This window comes from Pirellulales bacterium (genome assembly GCA_036490175.1).
GTDB lineage: Bacteria > Planctomycetota > Planctomycetia > Pirellulales > JACPPG01 > JACPPG01.
Map to the genome: position 1 here is coordinate 25,501 of DASXEJ010000314.1, position 16,868 is coordinate 42,368.

The following is a 16,868-nucleotide window of genomic DNA, read 5'->3' on the forward strand; positions in this document are numbered from 1 at the left end:
TGCGAGTAAGGAGGCTTATCGATGACATTACTGCGCTTTGATTCGCGGGGATTTGCCCGCTTGATCGCGCGCGTACTGACACGATGCCTCCCAACGCATCAGCTTCGAACACCGGCCACCGTGGCATTGCTCAACCTGGCAATAGTTTTGGCAAGCGGTCGAGGGGCTTGTGCCGACGAAGTCCTACCCAAACATGTCAACGCGGACACGATCAAGGCAGTTCGTGCAGGGCTAGACCATTTGGCTACCACGCAAGGGAGTGACGGTGCCTGGGGAGACGCCGGGGGGCGCGCTTATCCTGTGGCCGTTTCTTCATTGGCGGGTATGGCCTTTCTGGCACATGGCAACACACCCACCCGCGGTCGCTACGCACCGCAAATACAAGCCACGATCGAATATCTGCTGAAATGTGCCCAGCCCTCGGGATTGCTCACCGGCCCGGGCCAGGATTCCGGTCAACCAATGCACGGCCACGGCTTTGCAATGATGTTTCTGTCGTGCGTATACGGCATGGAGACGAAGGAGTCTACCCGCGCGCGAATCAAGGAAGTCGTGCAGAATGCCGTCGAGCTAACGGCCAAGGGACAAAGCGGCGCCGGGGGCTGGACCTACATCCCGGGTGCCGGCGATGAAGGTTCCGTCACGGTGACTCAGGTGCAAGGACTTCGCGCTGCGCACAATGCTGGCTTCAGCGTCCCACGGGGCACGATAGAACAGGCCGTGCATTACATCGAGCGGTGCAGCACGCCCGAGGGGGGAATTTGCTACTCGCTCAGCAGTGGCGGCGGGCCCCGTTTGGCCATCTCGGCCGCGGCTGTCGCCACACTTTACAACGCCGGCGAGTACGACGCCCCTGTGGCCGAGCGTTGCCTGGAATACGTCTGGCAGAACTTCAAGGCGACCAACGGTTGGAGCAAAGGGGGCGGCCACGATTTCTATTGCCAGCTGTACGCCTCGCAAGGCTTCTACATGGCGGGGGACCAGTACTGGGACGAGTACTTCCCCGGCATGCGCGACGAGCTCTTGAAGAAGCAGGACAAAGGTGATGGTTCCTGGCCAGGAGATTTCATCGGCAAATCGTACGGAACGTCCATCGCAGTGATCATTCTCCAGCTACCTTACAAATATTTGCCTGTCTTCCAACGTTGAACGAGAGACTCCTGTGATCGACCAAGCAACCGCGACCGACGCCCAAGTCATCGACGCCGACCTCGCCGGACTGGAAAAACTGCGCACAGCGCACAAATCCTTACGCGAACAAATCGCGCGAGTCATCGTCGGCCAAGACGAAGTGATCGATCAGTTAATGATCAGCATATTTGCTCGCGGCCATTGCATGCTGGAAGGCGTGCCTGGGCTGGCCAAGACCTTGATGGTCAGCACGTTGGCCGAATGCCTATCGTTGGACTTTCACCGCATTCAATTCACGCCAGACCTGATGCCCAGCGACATTACCGGCACGGAAGTCCTGCAAGAGGACCGCTCGACCGGGGCGCGCGAGCTGCGCTACGTCCCGGGCCCGATATTCGCCAACGTCGTCCTGGCCGACGAAATCAATCGCACGCCTCCGAAGACGCAAGCAGCCTTGCTCGAGGCCATGCAAGAGCGCCATGTGTCGGCCGGCGGCCATCGGCATCATTTGCCCGACCCGTTTTTCGTGCTGGCGACTCAGAACCCTATTGAACAAGAAGGTACGTACCCCCTTCCCGAAGCGCAACTCGATCGCTTCCTGTTCAAAGTTTTCGTCGGCTATCCTTCGCCGGACGAAGAGCGAAAAATCTACCGAATGACTACGGGCGGACAGCCGCAGGCAGTGACCAAAGTGCTCGCCGGTCACGAAATACCCGAGCTGCAGTCGCTCGTGCGGCGTGTGCCGGTCTCGGACCATTGCCTGGATTATGCCATGGCGCTCGTGCGTTCGACGCGCGCTGGAGAGCCCAACGCGCCGGCCTACGCGTCAAAATGGATCGCCTGGGGCGCAGGGCCGAGGGCCGGCCAGGCACTGATCCTCACCTCCAAAGCGCGGGCCGCGCTCGAGGGCCGTTCGAGCGTCACGATCGAAGATATTCGCGCAGTCGCGCCTCCCGTACTTCGTCACCGCCTCGTGACGACCTATGCGGCGCAGGCCGAGGGACATTCGTCAGATTCAATCATCGCCAAGCTGCTGGACGACGTTCCCGTCCGGCCAGGAGTAGCAGAGGTCGATGGACAAGTCGCCCAAGTATTCCGATCCTGAAGTCCTGGCGCGGATCGCGGGGCTGACTTTGCGTGCCCAGCACGTGGTCGAAGGGACCATCTCGGGCTTGCATCGCAGTCCGTTCCACGGCTTCAACGTAGAGTTCGCCGAGTACCGGGAATACTCGCCCGGAGACGATCTGCGCCGGTTGGACTGGCGCGTGCTAGGACGCACCGATCGCTATTACGTCAAGCAATTCGAAGAGGAAAGCAACCTGCGGGCCACGCTAGTAATGGATGCTAGCGCGTCGATGCGGTACGGCTCGGGCCAACTCACCAAATTCGATTACGGAGCCACGGTGGCCGCATCGCTGGCCACGTTGCTTGTCGACCAACGCGATCCCGTCGGCCTGGCACTATTCGACAGTCAGCCCCGCAAAATCATCCCACCCGCCGCCACACAGGCACAACTGGCGCGAATCATCGGCGAATTGGAACAGTCGCAGCCCGATCGAGAGACCGAGCTAGGGCCCGTACTCGCCTCCCTCAGCGAGCAGCTCAGCGGCCGCGGTCTGATCATCATCATTTCCGATCTATTGACGGATCTGGACGCAGTCTACGACGGGCTGGCTCGGCTGCAATATCGTGGCAACGAGATCATGATACTACACGTTCTCGACGGCGACGAGATCGACCTGCCATTCAACGAGATGGTTCTGTTTCGCGACATCGAAGGGCAGGAAGAGCTGTACGCCGAGCCGTGGGCATTTCGCAAGGCCTACGGCGCGGCGATGCAGGAGTTCATCTCCGGCGTTCGCGATGCTTGCGGCAGCCGCGGCGTCGACTACCTGTTGCTTCGTACCGACGAAGAATTGGGCCGTTCACTTAGTCACTACCTACACGCCCGCGAACGTTTCCGCGGCAAGAAAAACTCCGGCCCCAAACGCTAACGCGGGCCGGCTAGTGCGTGCCAACAAGCTGGGCGAAACGCGGACATGTTCAAACCAACCCAATCACTGGTAAAGCCTGCGGCTCCAAGCCCGCACCGTTTGGTTCCAAGGCTGGCTAACGCCCCCAGCCTTTCGCACCTTCGTCCTTCGGCATTCCGCGCGCTCACGAGGGTCCCCCAGTGAGCGGAATCTCTTTTCTCAACGCGCCGCTGCTTTGGGGGTTGGCTCTCGCCACGATCCCCATCCTGATTCATTTGTTGTTTCGCAGGCGATTTCGTCGCGTCGACTGGGCCCCGATGCGCTATCTGAAACTGTCGATTCAGAAGAATCGCCGTCGGTATCGGGTCGAGCAATTGCTGCTGCTATTGCTGCGAACCGCCATAGTCCTGGCGATGTTCTTCATGCTCTCCCGCCCCGTAATGCATGCTGAAGGTCTCGCCGGTTGGCTGGCCGGGCGGAGTCGCACCAGCCAACTACTCGTTATCGACGACTCGCTCAGTATGGGCTTCCGCGACACGGGAAGGTCGGCCTTTGATCGTGCGTCCGAATTGGCTCGGGAGCTCGTCAATCATGTCGGCCCGCAAGACCGGTTTACGCTGGTCGTCGCTTCGCGGCCGCAACAGCCGGTGCTGCGCGAGGTCGAGGTGCAAAACGCCAACGAAATTCAACAATTAATCGCCGATCAGCCAATTTCCGACTCGTTTGTCGCTTGGAAGTCTGTGTTGGAAGCCGTCGACGAGCTTGTCAATTCGGGCACCTTTCCGATTCGCGAAGTGACACTGATTACGGACCTGCGGCGTGCTGGTTGGAATGACGAAGTCGCCCAGTTGGGGGACCATTGGGCAGATTCCCAGGTGCGACTGCGCATTTTCGACGTGGGGAGCGAGCAAACAGAGAACGTCGCGCTGGCCGAGCTGCGGCAGGTCGATCGTGTATCACTGGCGGGTGCCCCGGCTCTTTATGAAGCAGTGATTCGCAATCAAACGTCTCAGGATCTCAGCGGCGTTGAAGCCTCGCTCTCGGTCGACGGAAAGCCGACGTTGGTTCGCCTTCCCACGATCATCCCGGGTGGTACAGCTCAAATGCCGTTGCTGGCGACATTGCAAGAATCAGGCCTGCATCATCTGTCGTTCAAATTGCCCCAAGACGATTTTGCAGGCGATGACGAGCGATTCACGATCACAAAGACGCAAGCCCGTTTGCGAATCGTATTGGTCGACGGTGAGCCATCAAGCGAGCCGTTGGCGGGTGAGGTGGATTTTCTGGCCCTGGCCATGTCGCTAGGGGTTGGCGACGCCGACGCGTTCCAGGTCGAAATAGTTACGGATGCGGATCTGACATCTGTTCTTGCCGCGGCCCCTGATCTGCTGGTTTTGGGCAACGTTGTCAGTCTCTCGGCTGCTCAGGCCGACGAATTAGAGCGTCAGGTCCGTGCCGGAATGGGCCTGATGGTGTTCGTGGGGGATCAGGTGGATTCGAGCAACTATAACCAATTGCTATATAAGTCGGGCGCGGGCCTGCTCCCGGCAGCACTCGATCTGCCTATTGATGAAGAACTCAGCGGGCTGATTGTCGAACCAGCGATCGACGGTCCGCTAACTGCACTATTGCAACTAAGGCCGGCAGTTCTGGAACGAATCCGTATCCGCAAGTGGTATCAGCTGTCTGCGACCGAGCAAACAGATGCGCGCGTGCTGGCTCGTTGGAACAATGCCGGCACAGCGCCCGCGGTGCTGGAAAAGAAATTTGGCGCCGGTAGCGTCTTGTTGTGGACTGTATCGGCCGATCGTCAGTGGAGCGACTGGCCAACGGACCCCAGCTACGTGCTGGCGATGCGCGAAGCCGCGGCGGGTATCGCCCGCACTGACGCCGGATTGCGTCAACTCACAGCCGGCGAGACGCTGCGGTATCCGTTGGCCAAACGAGACGTGGCGACCGCGCCCACGGTCGAGATACCGCACGGTACGGCGCCAGAGCCTTTGGCCATCGACATCGACCGCAGCGATCCGGCAGCTGGCGAACGACAGGTGTTGACCTATACCGACACGCGGCGAGCGGGCCTTTACCGCCTCAATTGGAAGGATGCCAAGGGACAGGCACAAACCGAGTTGATTGCGGTCAATCCCGACGCGCGCGAGAGTGAGCTGGAACGTATTCCAGCCGATCAGTTGCGCGCGTCTTGGGGGCGGCTGCAACCCGAGATAATTGTCGGCAAATCTGGTGGCGACAGTCCGATCGCCGTGCGCGGCAGGGAAATATGGCGGTCGTTGGCCTCCGGGTTGCTCGCCATGCTGTTGGTCGAGACGTGTTTTGCCACCTGGTGTGGTCGACAACGCTGACTCTTGAGCTGTGTGTTTCGTGTATCGCGAAATGGAAAGCGTATGAGCAAGTTTCTCGCCTGGCTGCTGGGAATGGAAGCGACTCCCGAGTCGCTCGCCGGCGGTCGGTGGTCGCTCGAACTGCAATCGCTGCCCGAAGGGGGCTGGGCGGTGCTCGCGCTTGCTACTGCGATCGGAGGCGTCGCGGGAATCTGGTGGCTCTACCGCATCGAGGGACGCTCGCTCGGCATTCGACGACGGTTGATCCTAGCCGCGCTGCGCGGACTGGTGCTTGCGGGTGTGGTACTGATGCTCTTGGAAGCCGTGCTCGTCATTACGCAACAAGAATTCGTCGATTCGCATCTGTCCCTACTGGTCGACAAATCGGAAAGCATGTCGCTCACGGATCCCTATACCAATGAGGATCTCGCTCGCCAAACCGCGCGCAGCGTCGAATTGGTTTCGTCTGAAGGCCAGGCTGATGTGACGGCACTCCGCCAGCGTAGCCGCATCGACCTGGCGGCCCGGTCGATTGACAAGTTGGCCGAGCCGCTTGCCAACGGTCGCGCGCTATCGATGTACAGCTTTTCGTCGAGCCTCGAGCCCCTTGATCCGGGAGTTGCCACGCTGGCCGAAGCACTTAAGCCCACCGGCAGGGTAACCGGCATCGGCGACGCGTTGAAGAACGCCTTGGCTTTGCACAGGGGGCATCCCCTGGCGGGCCTGTTGCTGCTCAGCGATGGCCGTTCCAACACAGGGGATGATCCGCGCAAAATCGCGGAACAGGCAGGCAAGCTGGGCGTGCCCATCAACGTTCTGGCCATTGGCACCGAGGAACCTCCTCGCAACGCGCGGCTGGTTGAAATAGCCGTCAGTCCGGTCGTCTTTGTGCGCGATCCGGCCGAGATCGGCGTCTTGGTCGAAGCGCATGGGCTGCAAGGCGCCACCGGCATTGTCACACTCGAGCAACGCACCGAAGGAGGCGCGTGGACCGAAGTGCGCAGTGAGGAAATCACGCTGGGAGAAACGGGCACCGTCGAGCGCGTGCCATTCCGTTTTACTCCGGAACAGGCCGGCCAGTACGATTTTCGTGCCCGTATCGCAGATGTCGGGCCGGAATTGAGCGACACCGACAACGAAGCGATCGCCACGGTAAAGGTGATTCGTCAGAAGATTCGCGTCTTGCTGATTGCCAGCGAACCTTCGCCCGAGGTGCAGTTCTTGCGCAACGCGCTATTGCGCGATAAAGGTCTGGAATTCGCCTCCTGGTTGCAAAGCGCTGGCGACGGCTATGAACATATTGGCCATCGCCCCATTCGCCGGCTGCCAGCAACTCAGCAAGAGCTGAATCAGTACGACGTGCTGCTGCTGGTCGATCCCGACCTGCGACAACTCGATGCCGCCTGGCCCGAGATGCTGACCAAGTTCGTCGGCGATGCCGGGGGCGGCCTGATCTATGTTGCCGGCGAGCTGAATTCGCAGAAGCTTCTCAACGCCAGCAGCACGCCTAGTGACAGTGCCGGTCGGGTGGTCGACGCGTCATGGCTGAGCATCCTGCCCGTCGTACGTGACGCCGGTCTGTATCAGTCCGAGGCCGACGTACGGCTTAGCTCGCTAAATACTTACTCGTTGGAATTGACCAAGGAGGGAGGCGCGGATCAGATCTTCCGCTTCGCCAACGATTCGAATCAGAATCGTGAAGTTCTGGCCAGCCTGCCCGGCATGTATTGGCATTTTCCCGTAACCAGAGCCAAGCCCGGGGCGACGGTGCTCGCGCACCATGGCGATCCGCGGATGCGGAACTCGTTCGGACGGCACGTGCTCATGGCCACGCATCTGTATGGCCCCGGCCGGACCGCGTTTCTCGGGTTCGATAGTACGTATCGCTGGCGATATTTGCACGAAGAATACTTCGACGGCTTCTGGGCACGCCTTATTGATCGTGTTGGGCGCAGCAAGGTTTTAGGAGGACGCTACCCGTTTACTTTGGCTACCGACAAGAGCGCCTATCGCGTCGGCGACCGTGTCGTGGTGCGTGCCGAATTGGTGGGTAGCGCCGACGAAATCTCGGGCATCACGCAATTGCGCGGCGAAGTCGAGCACGCAGGCGAGGCCCCCTCGCCGCTCGATCTGGAACAATTACCCGAATCGTCCAATGTGCTCGAGGCCAGCTTTGTGGCCGAAGATGCCGGAGCTTACATGCTGAAAGTATTGCCCGCGACTTCAGGCGAAGCGACCACGGAACTTCGCCCGGCGACATTGGCATTTCGGGTCGAGCCTCCGCAACAAGAATTTGACCAGCCGACGCTCGATCGTGCCTTGCTCGAGGACATTGCCAGCGCCTCAGGCGGACAGATGTTTACACTCGCAAACCTATCGGATATTCCAGAAGCCTTTCAGGTAAAGCGCGTGCAGCGGTTGTCGGAGTACCGCAGCGAGGTGTGGGACGCACCGATCCTGTTTGGCGGGATTATGGTGTGCCTGGTCGCGGAATGGGTTTTGCGAAAATATTACCGAATGGCGTAGCGCAAGTAATAAACGATGTCCACCACGCTCGAACCCGATGTCATTCGCCGCGCTGTTTTGCCGCACGGCGCCCTCGTGCGCCGGCAACTGGCCGCGGTGCGCCGCCAGTTGCGCCGGCATCTAGTCTGCGAGGGCGTCGCTTGGGTGATTGGTGTCGCTGCGCTGTTGATCGTGGTGAGCTTCATCGTCGACCGTTGGTTGCGCTTAGAACCGGGTGCGCGGTTGGCGTTATTACCGATGGGCATAGGTCTGTTGGTGGCGACGATCTATTTTCGCCTGGTCCGTCCGCTTCAATTACCTTTCGCGGATCTCGACCTGGCGGTGATCGTCGACCGCCATTTGCCTGGCGTTGGCCAACGAGTGGCCAATGTGCTCCAGTTGCCGACGTTGCTCGACGCCGATCCGGCGGCCTCACCGTCCATGATCCGAGCGGCAGTTTTGCAGCAATCGCGCGAGCTGGGCCAGCTGGATCTGCGAGCTCCGTTCAATGGCGATCGCTTTCGCCTGCTAAGCGCTGCGATCTTGATTCCGACTTTGATTCTTGTGTGCGCCGCCATGCTGTGGCCCAACACAGCCACTATCTGGGCCAAACGCTGGATGCTAGGCTCGCCACAACGCTGGCCACAACACACTTACATTACCGTCGTAGGGCTGGATGATCAGAATCGACTTCACGTGCCGCGCGGTGAGTCGATTGTCTTGGAAGTCGAAAGCCGTCCGCGGTTCGCGCCGCGCGCCGAGGGTTGGACTCTCCCCAGTCGAGGCACGGGGCTCACGGTTTGGCATCCGTCGGAACCTCGCAGCGAAATTCCCGACGAGGTGCGCATTCGTTTTCGACAAAATGGCTCGCTGAAGCAGGGGGTCATGACGCAATTCACGAACACCCGTTTTCGCTATGAGCTGCCGCCCGTCGAAGAACCGGTCAAATTCTCGCTCACCGGCGGAGATGACTGGCTTGGCCCAATCATCGTCGAGCCGCTCGATCGGCCGGGCATCAAAGACTTGCAACTGGTCTCGCAAGCGCCCGGCCGCAGCGAGCAGGACACCCATACGTTTGCCAGTCAGGACTCTCAGCTATTATTTCTGCCAGGAACTAAACTCGAGTTGCTCCTGACCAGCGATCTGCCCTTGGAGAGTGCCTCGCTCGTGAGTAGCGTCGGCGAGGTGCCTTCGTTCGAGCGAAATGATGATACGCATTACGTCGCCCGCTGGGAGATGAGCGAATCGCAAACGTTCGAGATCAAATTGGTCGATGCCCAGGCAAACCTGGCCTCGAAGCCGTATTTTATCTCGCTTAATCTGCTGCAGGATCGCGTGCCACGCGTCACGATCCGCTCGACGGGCGTTGGTCGGCGCATCACACCGTTGGCCACGATTCCGATTTCGCTGAAAGCCATCGATGACTTTGGCCTCACGGCCGCCAAGATCGAGATCGAACAGACAGTGGTCAAGGAAGAGAAGCCAGAAGCAGAATTGCATGAGGTGGCCGTGACACTTCCGAACGCCAGCCCCACGGAGGCGCCGCGAGAGATGGACGCGGATCAGCGGGTTTCGCTCAAGGAGTATCCGATCGCTCCTGGGAACACCATCCGATTGCGTGGAACGGCCAACGACAATCGCGCGCAGGGAACGCAGGTGGGCCAATCGCGCTGGTTGACATTTCAGGTCGTGACGCCGGAAGAGCTGTTTTACGAGATCCTGATGGTGCAACGGGCACAGCGTGAAAAGTTCCGCGCAGCGCTCGAAACCGAGAAAACCTTGTCGTTGGCATTCGAATCGGCCATCGAGTCAGAGGAATTGAGCGGTCTCAATCGCACGCATCAGGTCGCGACAAGGCAAGTATCTCAGATCGCCAATCGTCTCGACGCCACCTTGCAAGAGATGTCGCTCAACGATCTGGGAAGCACGCAGGCGCGCGAAATCCTGGCTTCGGGCATTATCACCCCGATGAGAGAATTGCAGCGTACGCCAATGGCCAGTCTGCGAGGGCTACTCGATCAGCTAGCGGCCGAGCCCAACCGATCGAGCGAGCTCGTTCCGAAAGCCACCGCCGTGTCCAAGGAAGTTGTCGACTCAATGTCCCGAATTCTGGACCGGATGGCACAATGGGAAAGCTTCGTCGACGTGCTGAATCAGGTTCGCCAGGTCATTCAGATGCAGAACCAGGTGCTCGATTCGACGCAAAAAACCAAAACAGAGCGCGTTAACTCCCTTTTTGATGAGTAATAAATAGGGGCGGCAAACCAGGATTCCAGATTTTATTGACAGCCGCCCGCAAACCACCTAGAAGTGAGGGTGGCATTCACCTCAGCAGAGCGGTTCTTGAGAGGGCATGATGAATCGTCTCCCGCCAAATTCTGCACCGATCGCGGCCAGTTCGTGCGACCGCAAAATCTGCGCGATGCTCCTTGTGGGTTTAGCCCTGGCCGTTTTAGCACAAGCACCGCAAATGGCGCGCGGGCAAGGCAATCTCGTTCTTACCATCGACCCGGCACCAGTTGGCGCGGACAAGGCTACGGCCAAAGAGGCCGCCGCCAAAGGTGACGGCAAGAAAGATACCAAGATCGGCGATGCCGACGCCGCGGCCAAGGTCAACGAAGGCGAAGTGTTGGGCTTTCGCCAGTCGGAAGTCGCATCCCAGATGGGCGAGCTTGAGGAGCGAATGTTTCGTCTCGCCGAGGCCATCAGGCAGCTTGAACCGGAGAACTCGTCGCGTTTGATGTTGGGACTTAAATTCGCGCGCGAGGAGCTGATCCTGCACCAGATGAAGGATACCCAGGCGCTGCTTGACAAACTGAATCTGGGCGAAGCCGCGGTCGAGCAAAAGCATCTGTTGTCGAAGCTGCAGCGCCTGCACGACATGCTCCTATCAGCCGACCTGGACCTGCAGATGCGCCTGGAACGACTCCGCGAGCTGCGTGAGATCCTCCGCCGGCTGGAGAAAACCGTCAGAGAGGAAAAGCGCGAACAACAACAATCACTCGAAGTCGCAGTACTTGAAAAGGACATTGAACAGCTTCAGGCACGCCAGGTCACTCTCGTAGCACTAATCAAGCGTCAGAAGGGTCATATCGAAACGGCCAAAAAGCTCGTACCAGGAGAACCAGCCAAGGTCGATTCGCCCGCCGAGAAGCCGGCGGCCATTGAGTCCAATGCTGATCAGCCGGCTGCAGTCGAGAATGCGGCCGTCGGTAAGGACATTGGCGAAAAGACACAAAACGAAAAAAACAAATCCCATGTGGAGCTAGCTGCCGATCAGGGCCGTACTCGCCTGGACGCTGAGAAGCTGTCGGATGTCAACGCCCAGCAGGACGTCAAGCTTTCGCACGTCGACGAGGCAGTGAAAGCGATGGCAGCGGCGGAGAAATCCTTTGGCGCTAATGCTCTCGATGAGGCGGCGGCGCATCAGCAAAAGGCATTGGAATCGCTCGAAAGCCAGCTCAAAGACTTGTCCAACGAACTGTCGGCCAAAGAATCGGCACTAACCGCCGACAAATTTGCCGCTCTACAAAAAGACCAAGCCGGTAACCGTGAGCAGACCGACGCCATTACCGATCTGGTGCGCAAGCTGGGTGATTCAGGAGCCGCGGCTCTCGGCAGCCTACAGGCCGCCACGGGCAGTATGACGGGCGCCGAAAAGGATTTGGATATGCGTCATGCCGAGCCGGCTAGCGGCGAACAAGCCAGCGCAGTCGAGTCGTTGAATAAAGCGCGAGCGCAATTGGACGCCGAATTGGAAAAACTTCTTGACCGACTGCGCGCCGACGTGAAACGACGCGTGGTCGAAGATCTCAGCCTCATGCTCGAGAAGCAAATTGCCGTCCGCGAATCCACCGTCGTGCTGGGCGCCCGCGTGCAAGGGGGCGGGCGGCAGGTCTTGGCCTCGATCATCGCTCTGTCGTCCTCGGAAAATCGGATCGTCAACGTTGCCGACGAGTTGCTAGCCCTGGTCGAAGAGACGGAATTTGGAATTGCCTTGCCAGCCGCCTTGACAATGATTCGCGATGCGATGGTGACCGTTAAGGATTCGCTCACCGCGGCCGACGCCGGAGAGCCCGTGGTGGCGCACGAGCGCGAGATTGAGGATGACCTGAAGGATTTACTGCTGGCCATGCGGAAAATGCCCTCGTCGAAAAACGCGCAGGATGCGGCCGACGCAAATCGGACCCGCGAGCGCGAACTTAATCGACTGATCGCGGAACTGAAGATGATTCGACTGGTCCAAGTTCGCGTTAATCGTACGACCACTCAGACCGACGAGCGACGCGCGGCTGAGTTGCAAGCCCTCAACGCCGAACTGCGCCGGCAAATAGAGAACGTCGCCAACCAGCAAGATGACGTCCGCGAAGTGACCGAGCGATTGTTTTCCGAACGGGGCGGTGAGATTCTTCAATAACTTATGCCAGGTCAATTATGATTAAACGATACTTCGTGCTGCCCGCGATATTAGTAATCATTGCCGCTATGCCGGTTGTTGCCCAGGAACAAGAAGGCGCCAACGAATCGGCGACAAAGGTTGTGGACAAGATGCATTCCGCCGTGGGCCAATTGAAGAAGCTAAACACCGGCACGCCTACGCAGAAAACCCAAAAAGAGATTATCGAGAATCTCGACGGTTTGATTACCATTTTGGAGAAAGAGGCCGACGGAGCTTCGGGCATGAAAGACCCGAATGCACGCAGGCCTATGACCGATTCGAGGATTGGCAAGGGGCCCGGCGGCATGGGCGATCTCCTCGCCGCTCGCAAAGAGGGTAAGGATTGGGGCGAGCTTCCGCCCCACGAGCGCGATAGAATTCTGCAATCTATGACTGAAGGGTTTCCACCTCACTACCAACGCATTTTGGAACGCTACTATAAGCGACTCGCGCAAGAGACGCCTGTGGCCAGTGACAAGGAAGAGACGGATGCCACCAAGGCCGCTGCAACCGACGACAAGGCCACCGCACCTCCAGCAGATACCCAGCCGGCGATCAAGCCGGTTGCCAGCAGCGAGAAAAAGTAATGCCTGCCGTGCGCGCTTTGTTGTTGGGAATTGCTCTGAGTACGGCTGCGCACGCTGACGAGGCCAAGCCGGCGCCTCCAACGCCGCGCGCTACCACGATACATGAAGAGCAGGTCAGCGCCGCGACCGAAGGAATCACCGACGGTAAATTGATTCTCAAAACCGAGCCGCCACGGCAGCTTCCGCTCGACGAACTTTCGCGTGTCGACTTCGGCAACATGCCCACGCTCACCGCGCGATGGCTCGGGCAAGACAACCGCGACGTCGCACAGGCCAAGCCTGTCGATGGTCCAAGCGGCATTCAGGATCTGCACGTGCAAATCACTGGGTTGATTCGCAATCGACCGATCAAGCAGATCATTCTTAGCCAGGGGTTTTACTTGTGGAAATCCGACACCGGCAAAACGAAGAATTGGAAACTGGTCGTCGACCACACGCCCGGATCAGGCACCGCCGATTTGTACGCTGAGCCGCTCAAAGCAGATCGCAAGGACGCGGATTTTCACGTAACGGTCATCTATAGCGAAGGGGACAAGGCCCTCGCTCCGGTCAAGGCAACGACGTCGACCGACAATACTTTGAAGGTTGTCGCCAACGAAGGACAGCCGCCAGTTCCCGTCGCCGCCGGTACTCAGGCGGTGGTGGTTCATTTTGAAGACGGCAGCGAGCTGAGCGGGCAACTCGAAGGTCTTGGTAAAGAGGCTCTCCGCCTGAAAACCGTCAATGACGCTACGTTGGATATTCCCCTCTTGCTGCTGCGCGGCGTATGGTTCGAATCTGCTGGCGGTGCCAAGGCTAAGACAGAATTCACGGCGCGTCTCAAGAAGCCGGCCGCCGAGGACACGGCGTTCGTCCGCTCGCAGGATCAATCCGTAACCGACATCGCAGGCGAGGCGCAAGAGGTTCGCGATCAGAAACTTCGATTTGCCTATCAAGGTGAATCACGTTCGATCAACATCGCGCGGCTCGTAGCCCTGGTCTTCGCAGCCCATCCGCCATCAGCCCCGGTTGATCGCCCCTATCAGATTGTTCAGTTGGCGAGCGGTGATCGGATCGCAGGAGTCTGGTCTGGCCTGACCGATGGCGTATTGGAATGGCAGCTTCCTTGGGGAGAGAAGCTGCCGCTACCCGTGGCCACGGTCTCGTCGGTAGATTTTCGCAATGGCAAGCTTACTTACGTCTCGGATCTTGAACCTGCGTCGATCGAGGAAGTAGCCTATTTCGACCGTGCCATGCCACACCGCCGCGACCGCAACCTTTCTGGCGAACCACTGAAGCTGAAGGGGGCCGAGTATCGCAAGGGAATCGCGGTTCACTCGCGCACCGTGCTGACGTACGCGATCGACGGCAAGTACGCCACGTTCAAAACAGTGGTTGGCTTCGATGAATCCGCGCCCAAGCGTGGACGCGTTGCCTGTCGCGTACTGGGCGACGATCGCGAGCTGTTCGTCGAAAAGGACCTCCGCGCCGACCAGGATCCCAAACCTCTGGAGTTGGACGTCAAAGGAATAGCGCAACTGACGCTCGAAATCGACTTCGGCGAAGAAGAGAATATCTGCGACCGCGTAATCTGGGCCAGTGCGCGACTGTATCGCGAATGATTGTGCAAAGCGTAACGCCCATTCCGTTTTGTCGCACGTTGGTCCAGCAAAACGAATCGACAATCGCACTCAGACAGCAACCTTGAGGCGCATGTGAGGCAAATCCGTACGATTCTGAGCTCGGCACTTTGGACGGCGGCCATGGCCCTTGCCGCGGCCTGTTGGCTGGCTGCCAGCGCACGCGCCGCCGACCCAATAGCGATCGAGGTCCATGAATGGTCTCTGTGGATCGTTGATCCCACGCTCAGTCAAACTAACGCGAAGGATCATTATCCCAATAATCTGCCTGTGTTTGTTGAGAGCACACGTAGCCGGCTCTCGGGACGCGCGGAGAATCGGCCGTCGCCGATGGGGATGATTACCTTTTACGGCGAGCCTGCCAAAGATGTAGAAGTCGAATTGCAACTTGCTTCGTCGAGCCGCTTCTATTCCCACTGGCCGCCGGCGGAGACAAAATCCAAGCGAGCGCGCTGGCTCGATCTGGTACTTTCCGCGGCCGCCGATGCCGACGGACTGATGGGTACTCCCGAGGAGGGGCATTGGTTCGTCCCCGCGCGGTCGCTGGACGGGGCGTTGTTCCTTCGTCACGGAGCGCGCACCGAACGGTTTCTCTACTACGACGTTGAGACATCCTGGGCCCCGCAAATAAAGCTCACCAAGGGTCCAGATCGCTATCAGATCGAGAATCTCGACAAGAATCCGGCCGACGATATTTTTGTCATCCTGCCAGTGGGGGAATCTCGCCGCGTTGGGCGGCTAAAGCATTTGCCCGGCAAGCAAACCACGGTTCCCGAAAAAGGAAAGGCCGCCAAGGACGACAGCAAACCGAAGGAACCACAAGTGGCCGCCGCCCAGCCTGCCGCTAACGGGATCGTCTTCGCTCCAGTTGTCGCAGAAAAGGTCGAGGAAAAACCCAAAGACGACAAGCCGGCCGAGGAGAAACGCGCGGAAAAAACGCCGGAGAAAAAAGAGAATGGCGCCGAAGGAGCGAAGGATGCCGCGCCCGTCGACACCAAGCCGCCCGAGTGGATTGCCGAGATCGAAATGTCTCCACCGTTCGCCCCGGACGACGAGGCATTTTTAGCCGACACCCGCACGGCCCTGCACAAGGGACTTGTCGACGCGGGCTTAAAGCCAAGCGAGGCGGACCTGCTATTATCGATTTACGCTGATCAGATCTTCAAGGCCAAGGAGATGGTCGTGCTGTTCCGCCTACCAGGCGCCGCGCTCGACGAGCAGTTTCCGTTGGTCACATATCCTGACGCCAAGCGAATTATCCGCGTACCTCTCATACTCATGCGCAATGCCGATCCTCAGTTGCAAGGGGGTCTTAAGGATTTCGTCGCGCGCCTAGGGGACAACAATTACGAAGAGCGTGAAAAGGCCGAGAAGGGATTGAAGGACTCTGGCCGTTTAGCCGTGCCGCTCTTGAAGGAAGCCCTGAAGAACGGCGACCCCGAAGTAGTGATTCGTGCCGAGCGTTTGTTGCTCGCACAAAACGAATCGATCGACGCTAGTTCGGCTGTCCTGCCCGTGCCGAAGGAGGATAAGAAGGAGGAAGGCAAGGATACCAAGAACGCCGATAAAAAAAGATCCTGAGAAGGACAAGGACACTGACAAGAAAGACGGCGCTGTTGCCGAGGCCCAAGCGGCCGAGGACGAGTCGTAGGGACCCGCAACATGCGAGCGTTGCATATATGCACAATTGGCCTCGCCATACTTCATGACCGAGGCGGTCGCCCACAATTCGCCACAGAATCAGGAAAGCTATGGCTCTTCGGTCGTCCCCTTCGCGACCGTTATGACACCGAATCGCTTGCACCTTCGGTGCTGAGTTCATTTTCTGACGATTCGTCATCCACCACGGTGGGGACGCCGGCTGCGTCGGGGGCCACCGCCGGCAGGCCGAACTTCTCGGAACCCGCGTCAACGAAGACTTCGTCGGTTTCCGTGCCATCGACCTCGTACCGCAACAGAAAGTACGTGATCGTGGCGGCGCTGAAAAAGAACGTATAGGCGAAGCCTGCCACGACCGCCTGCACCAGACCCAACCAGAAGCCGCGGATCTGCCCCGCGGTCGTCGCAACATCGAACACCTCAGCACCCGATCCCCAACTCACGCTCCAGGCAGTCATATAGATGACCGTTGCGGCAAAGTATTGCACAAATAGCCAGCCGAGTGCGCCCAGCAAACATGCCAGCGTGATAAACCAAAGATAGTGCAACGGTCGTTGATAGACATAGGAATACGATCTCGATAGTGCATCAAAGCTGTCGGTTCCTTCAGCGCTGAT

The 16,868-nt window shown here is 59.0% G+C and carries 11 protein-coding genes; 10 read left to right on the forward strand and 1 reads right to left on the reverse strand.

All coding sequences use genetic code 11. From position 1 onward, the window contains the following. Positions 1-21: 21 nt before the first annotated feature. The 10 genes from VGG64_24275 (at position 22) to VGG64_24320 (ending at position 16,173) form a co-directional block, all read left to right on the forward strand. On the forward strand, positions 22-1,149 hold the full coding sequence (locus VGG64_24275; GenBank protein ID HEY1602744.1) for a prenyltransferase/squalene oxidase repeat-containing protein: 1,128 nt from the start codon (positions 22-24) through the stop codon (positions 1,147-1,149). 13 nt (positions 1,150-1,162) lie between these two features. Beyond that, a complete protein-coding gene (locus VGG64_24280) occupies positions 1,163-2,236 on the forward strand; it encodes a MoxR family ATPase (protein HEY1602745.1) in 1,074 nt (357 codons plus the stop codon). Next, a complete protein-coding gene (locus VGG64_24285) occupies positions 2,205-3,125 on the forward strand; it encodes a DUF58 domain-containing protein (protein ID HEY1602746.1) in 921 nt (306 codons plus the stop codon). Before VGG64_24280 ends, VGG64_24285 begins: the two co-directional genes overlap by 32 nt. A 179-nt stretch (positions 3,126-3,304) precedes the next feature. After that, positions 3,305-5,464: a BatA domain-containing protein gene (locus VGG64_24290; protein HEY1602747.1), complete on the forward strand. Its 2,160-nt coding sequence runs from the start codon at positions 3,305-3,307 to the stop codon at positions 5,462-5,464. Positions 5,465-5,506: 42 nt separating this feature from the next. Continuing rightward, on the forward strand, positions 5,507-7,969 hold the full coding sequence (locus VGG64_24295) for a vWA domain-containing protein (protein HEY1602748.1): 2,463 nt from the start codon (positions 5,507-5,509) through the stop codon (positions 7,967-7,969). Positions 7,970-7,984: 15 nt separating this feature from the next. After that, positions 7,985-10,195, forward strand: a complete 2,211-nt coding sequence (locus tag VGG64_24300; GenBank protein ID HEY1602749.1) for a hypothetical protein — start codon at positions 7,985-7,987, stop codon at positions 10,193-10,195. A 223-nt stretch (positions 10,196-10,418) separates the two neighbouring features. Continuing rightward, on the forward strand, positions 10,419-12,365 hold the full coding sequence (locus VGG64_24305; protein ID HEY1602750.1) for a hypothetical protein: 1,947 nt from the start codon (positions 10,419-10,421) through the stop codon (positions 12,363-12,365). A 17-nt stretch (positions 12,366-12,382) separates the two neighbouring features. Further along, positions 12,383-12,973, forward strand: coding sequence for a hypothetical protein (locus tag VGG64_24310; GenBank protein ID HEY1602751.1), 591 nt, complete (start codon positions 12,383-12,385; stop codon positions 12,971-12,973). After that, on the forward strand, positions 12,973-14,574 hold the full coding sequence (locus VGG64_24315; protein ID HEY1602752.1) for an NPCBM/NEW2 domain-containing protein: 1,602 nt from the start codon (positions 12,973-12,975) through the stop codon (positions 14,572-14,574). The genes VGG64_24310 and VGG64_24315 overlap by 1 nt, the downstream gene beginning before the upstream one ends. A 141-nt stretch (positions 14,575-14,715) precedes the next feature. Next, complete coding sequence (locus VGG64_24320) at positions 14,716-16,173, forward strand: hypothetical protein (protein HEY1602753.1); 1,458 nt, start codon at positions 14,716-14,718, stop codon at positions 16,171-16,173. A 200-nt stretch (positions 16,174-16,373) separates the two neighbouring features. Here VGG64_24320 and VGG64_24325 read toward each other — a convergent pair. Continuing rightward, positions 16,374-16,868: hypothetical protein (locus VGG64_24325; GenBank protein ID HEY1602754.1), on the reverse strand; the 495-nt coding region annotated here is incomplete at its 5' end.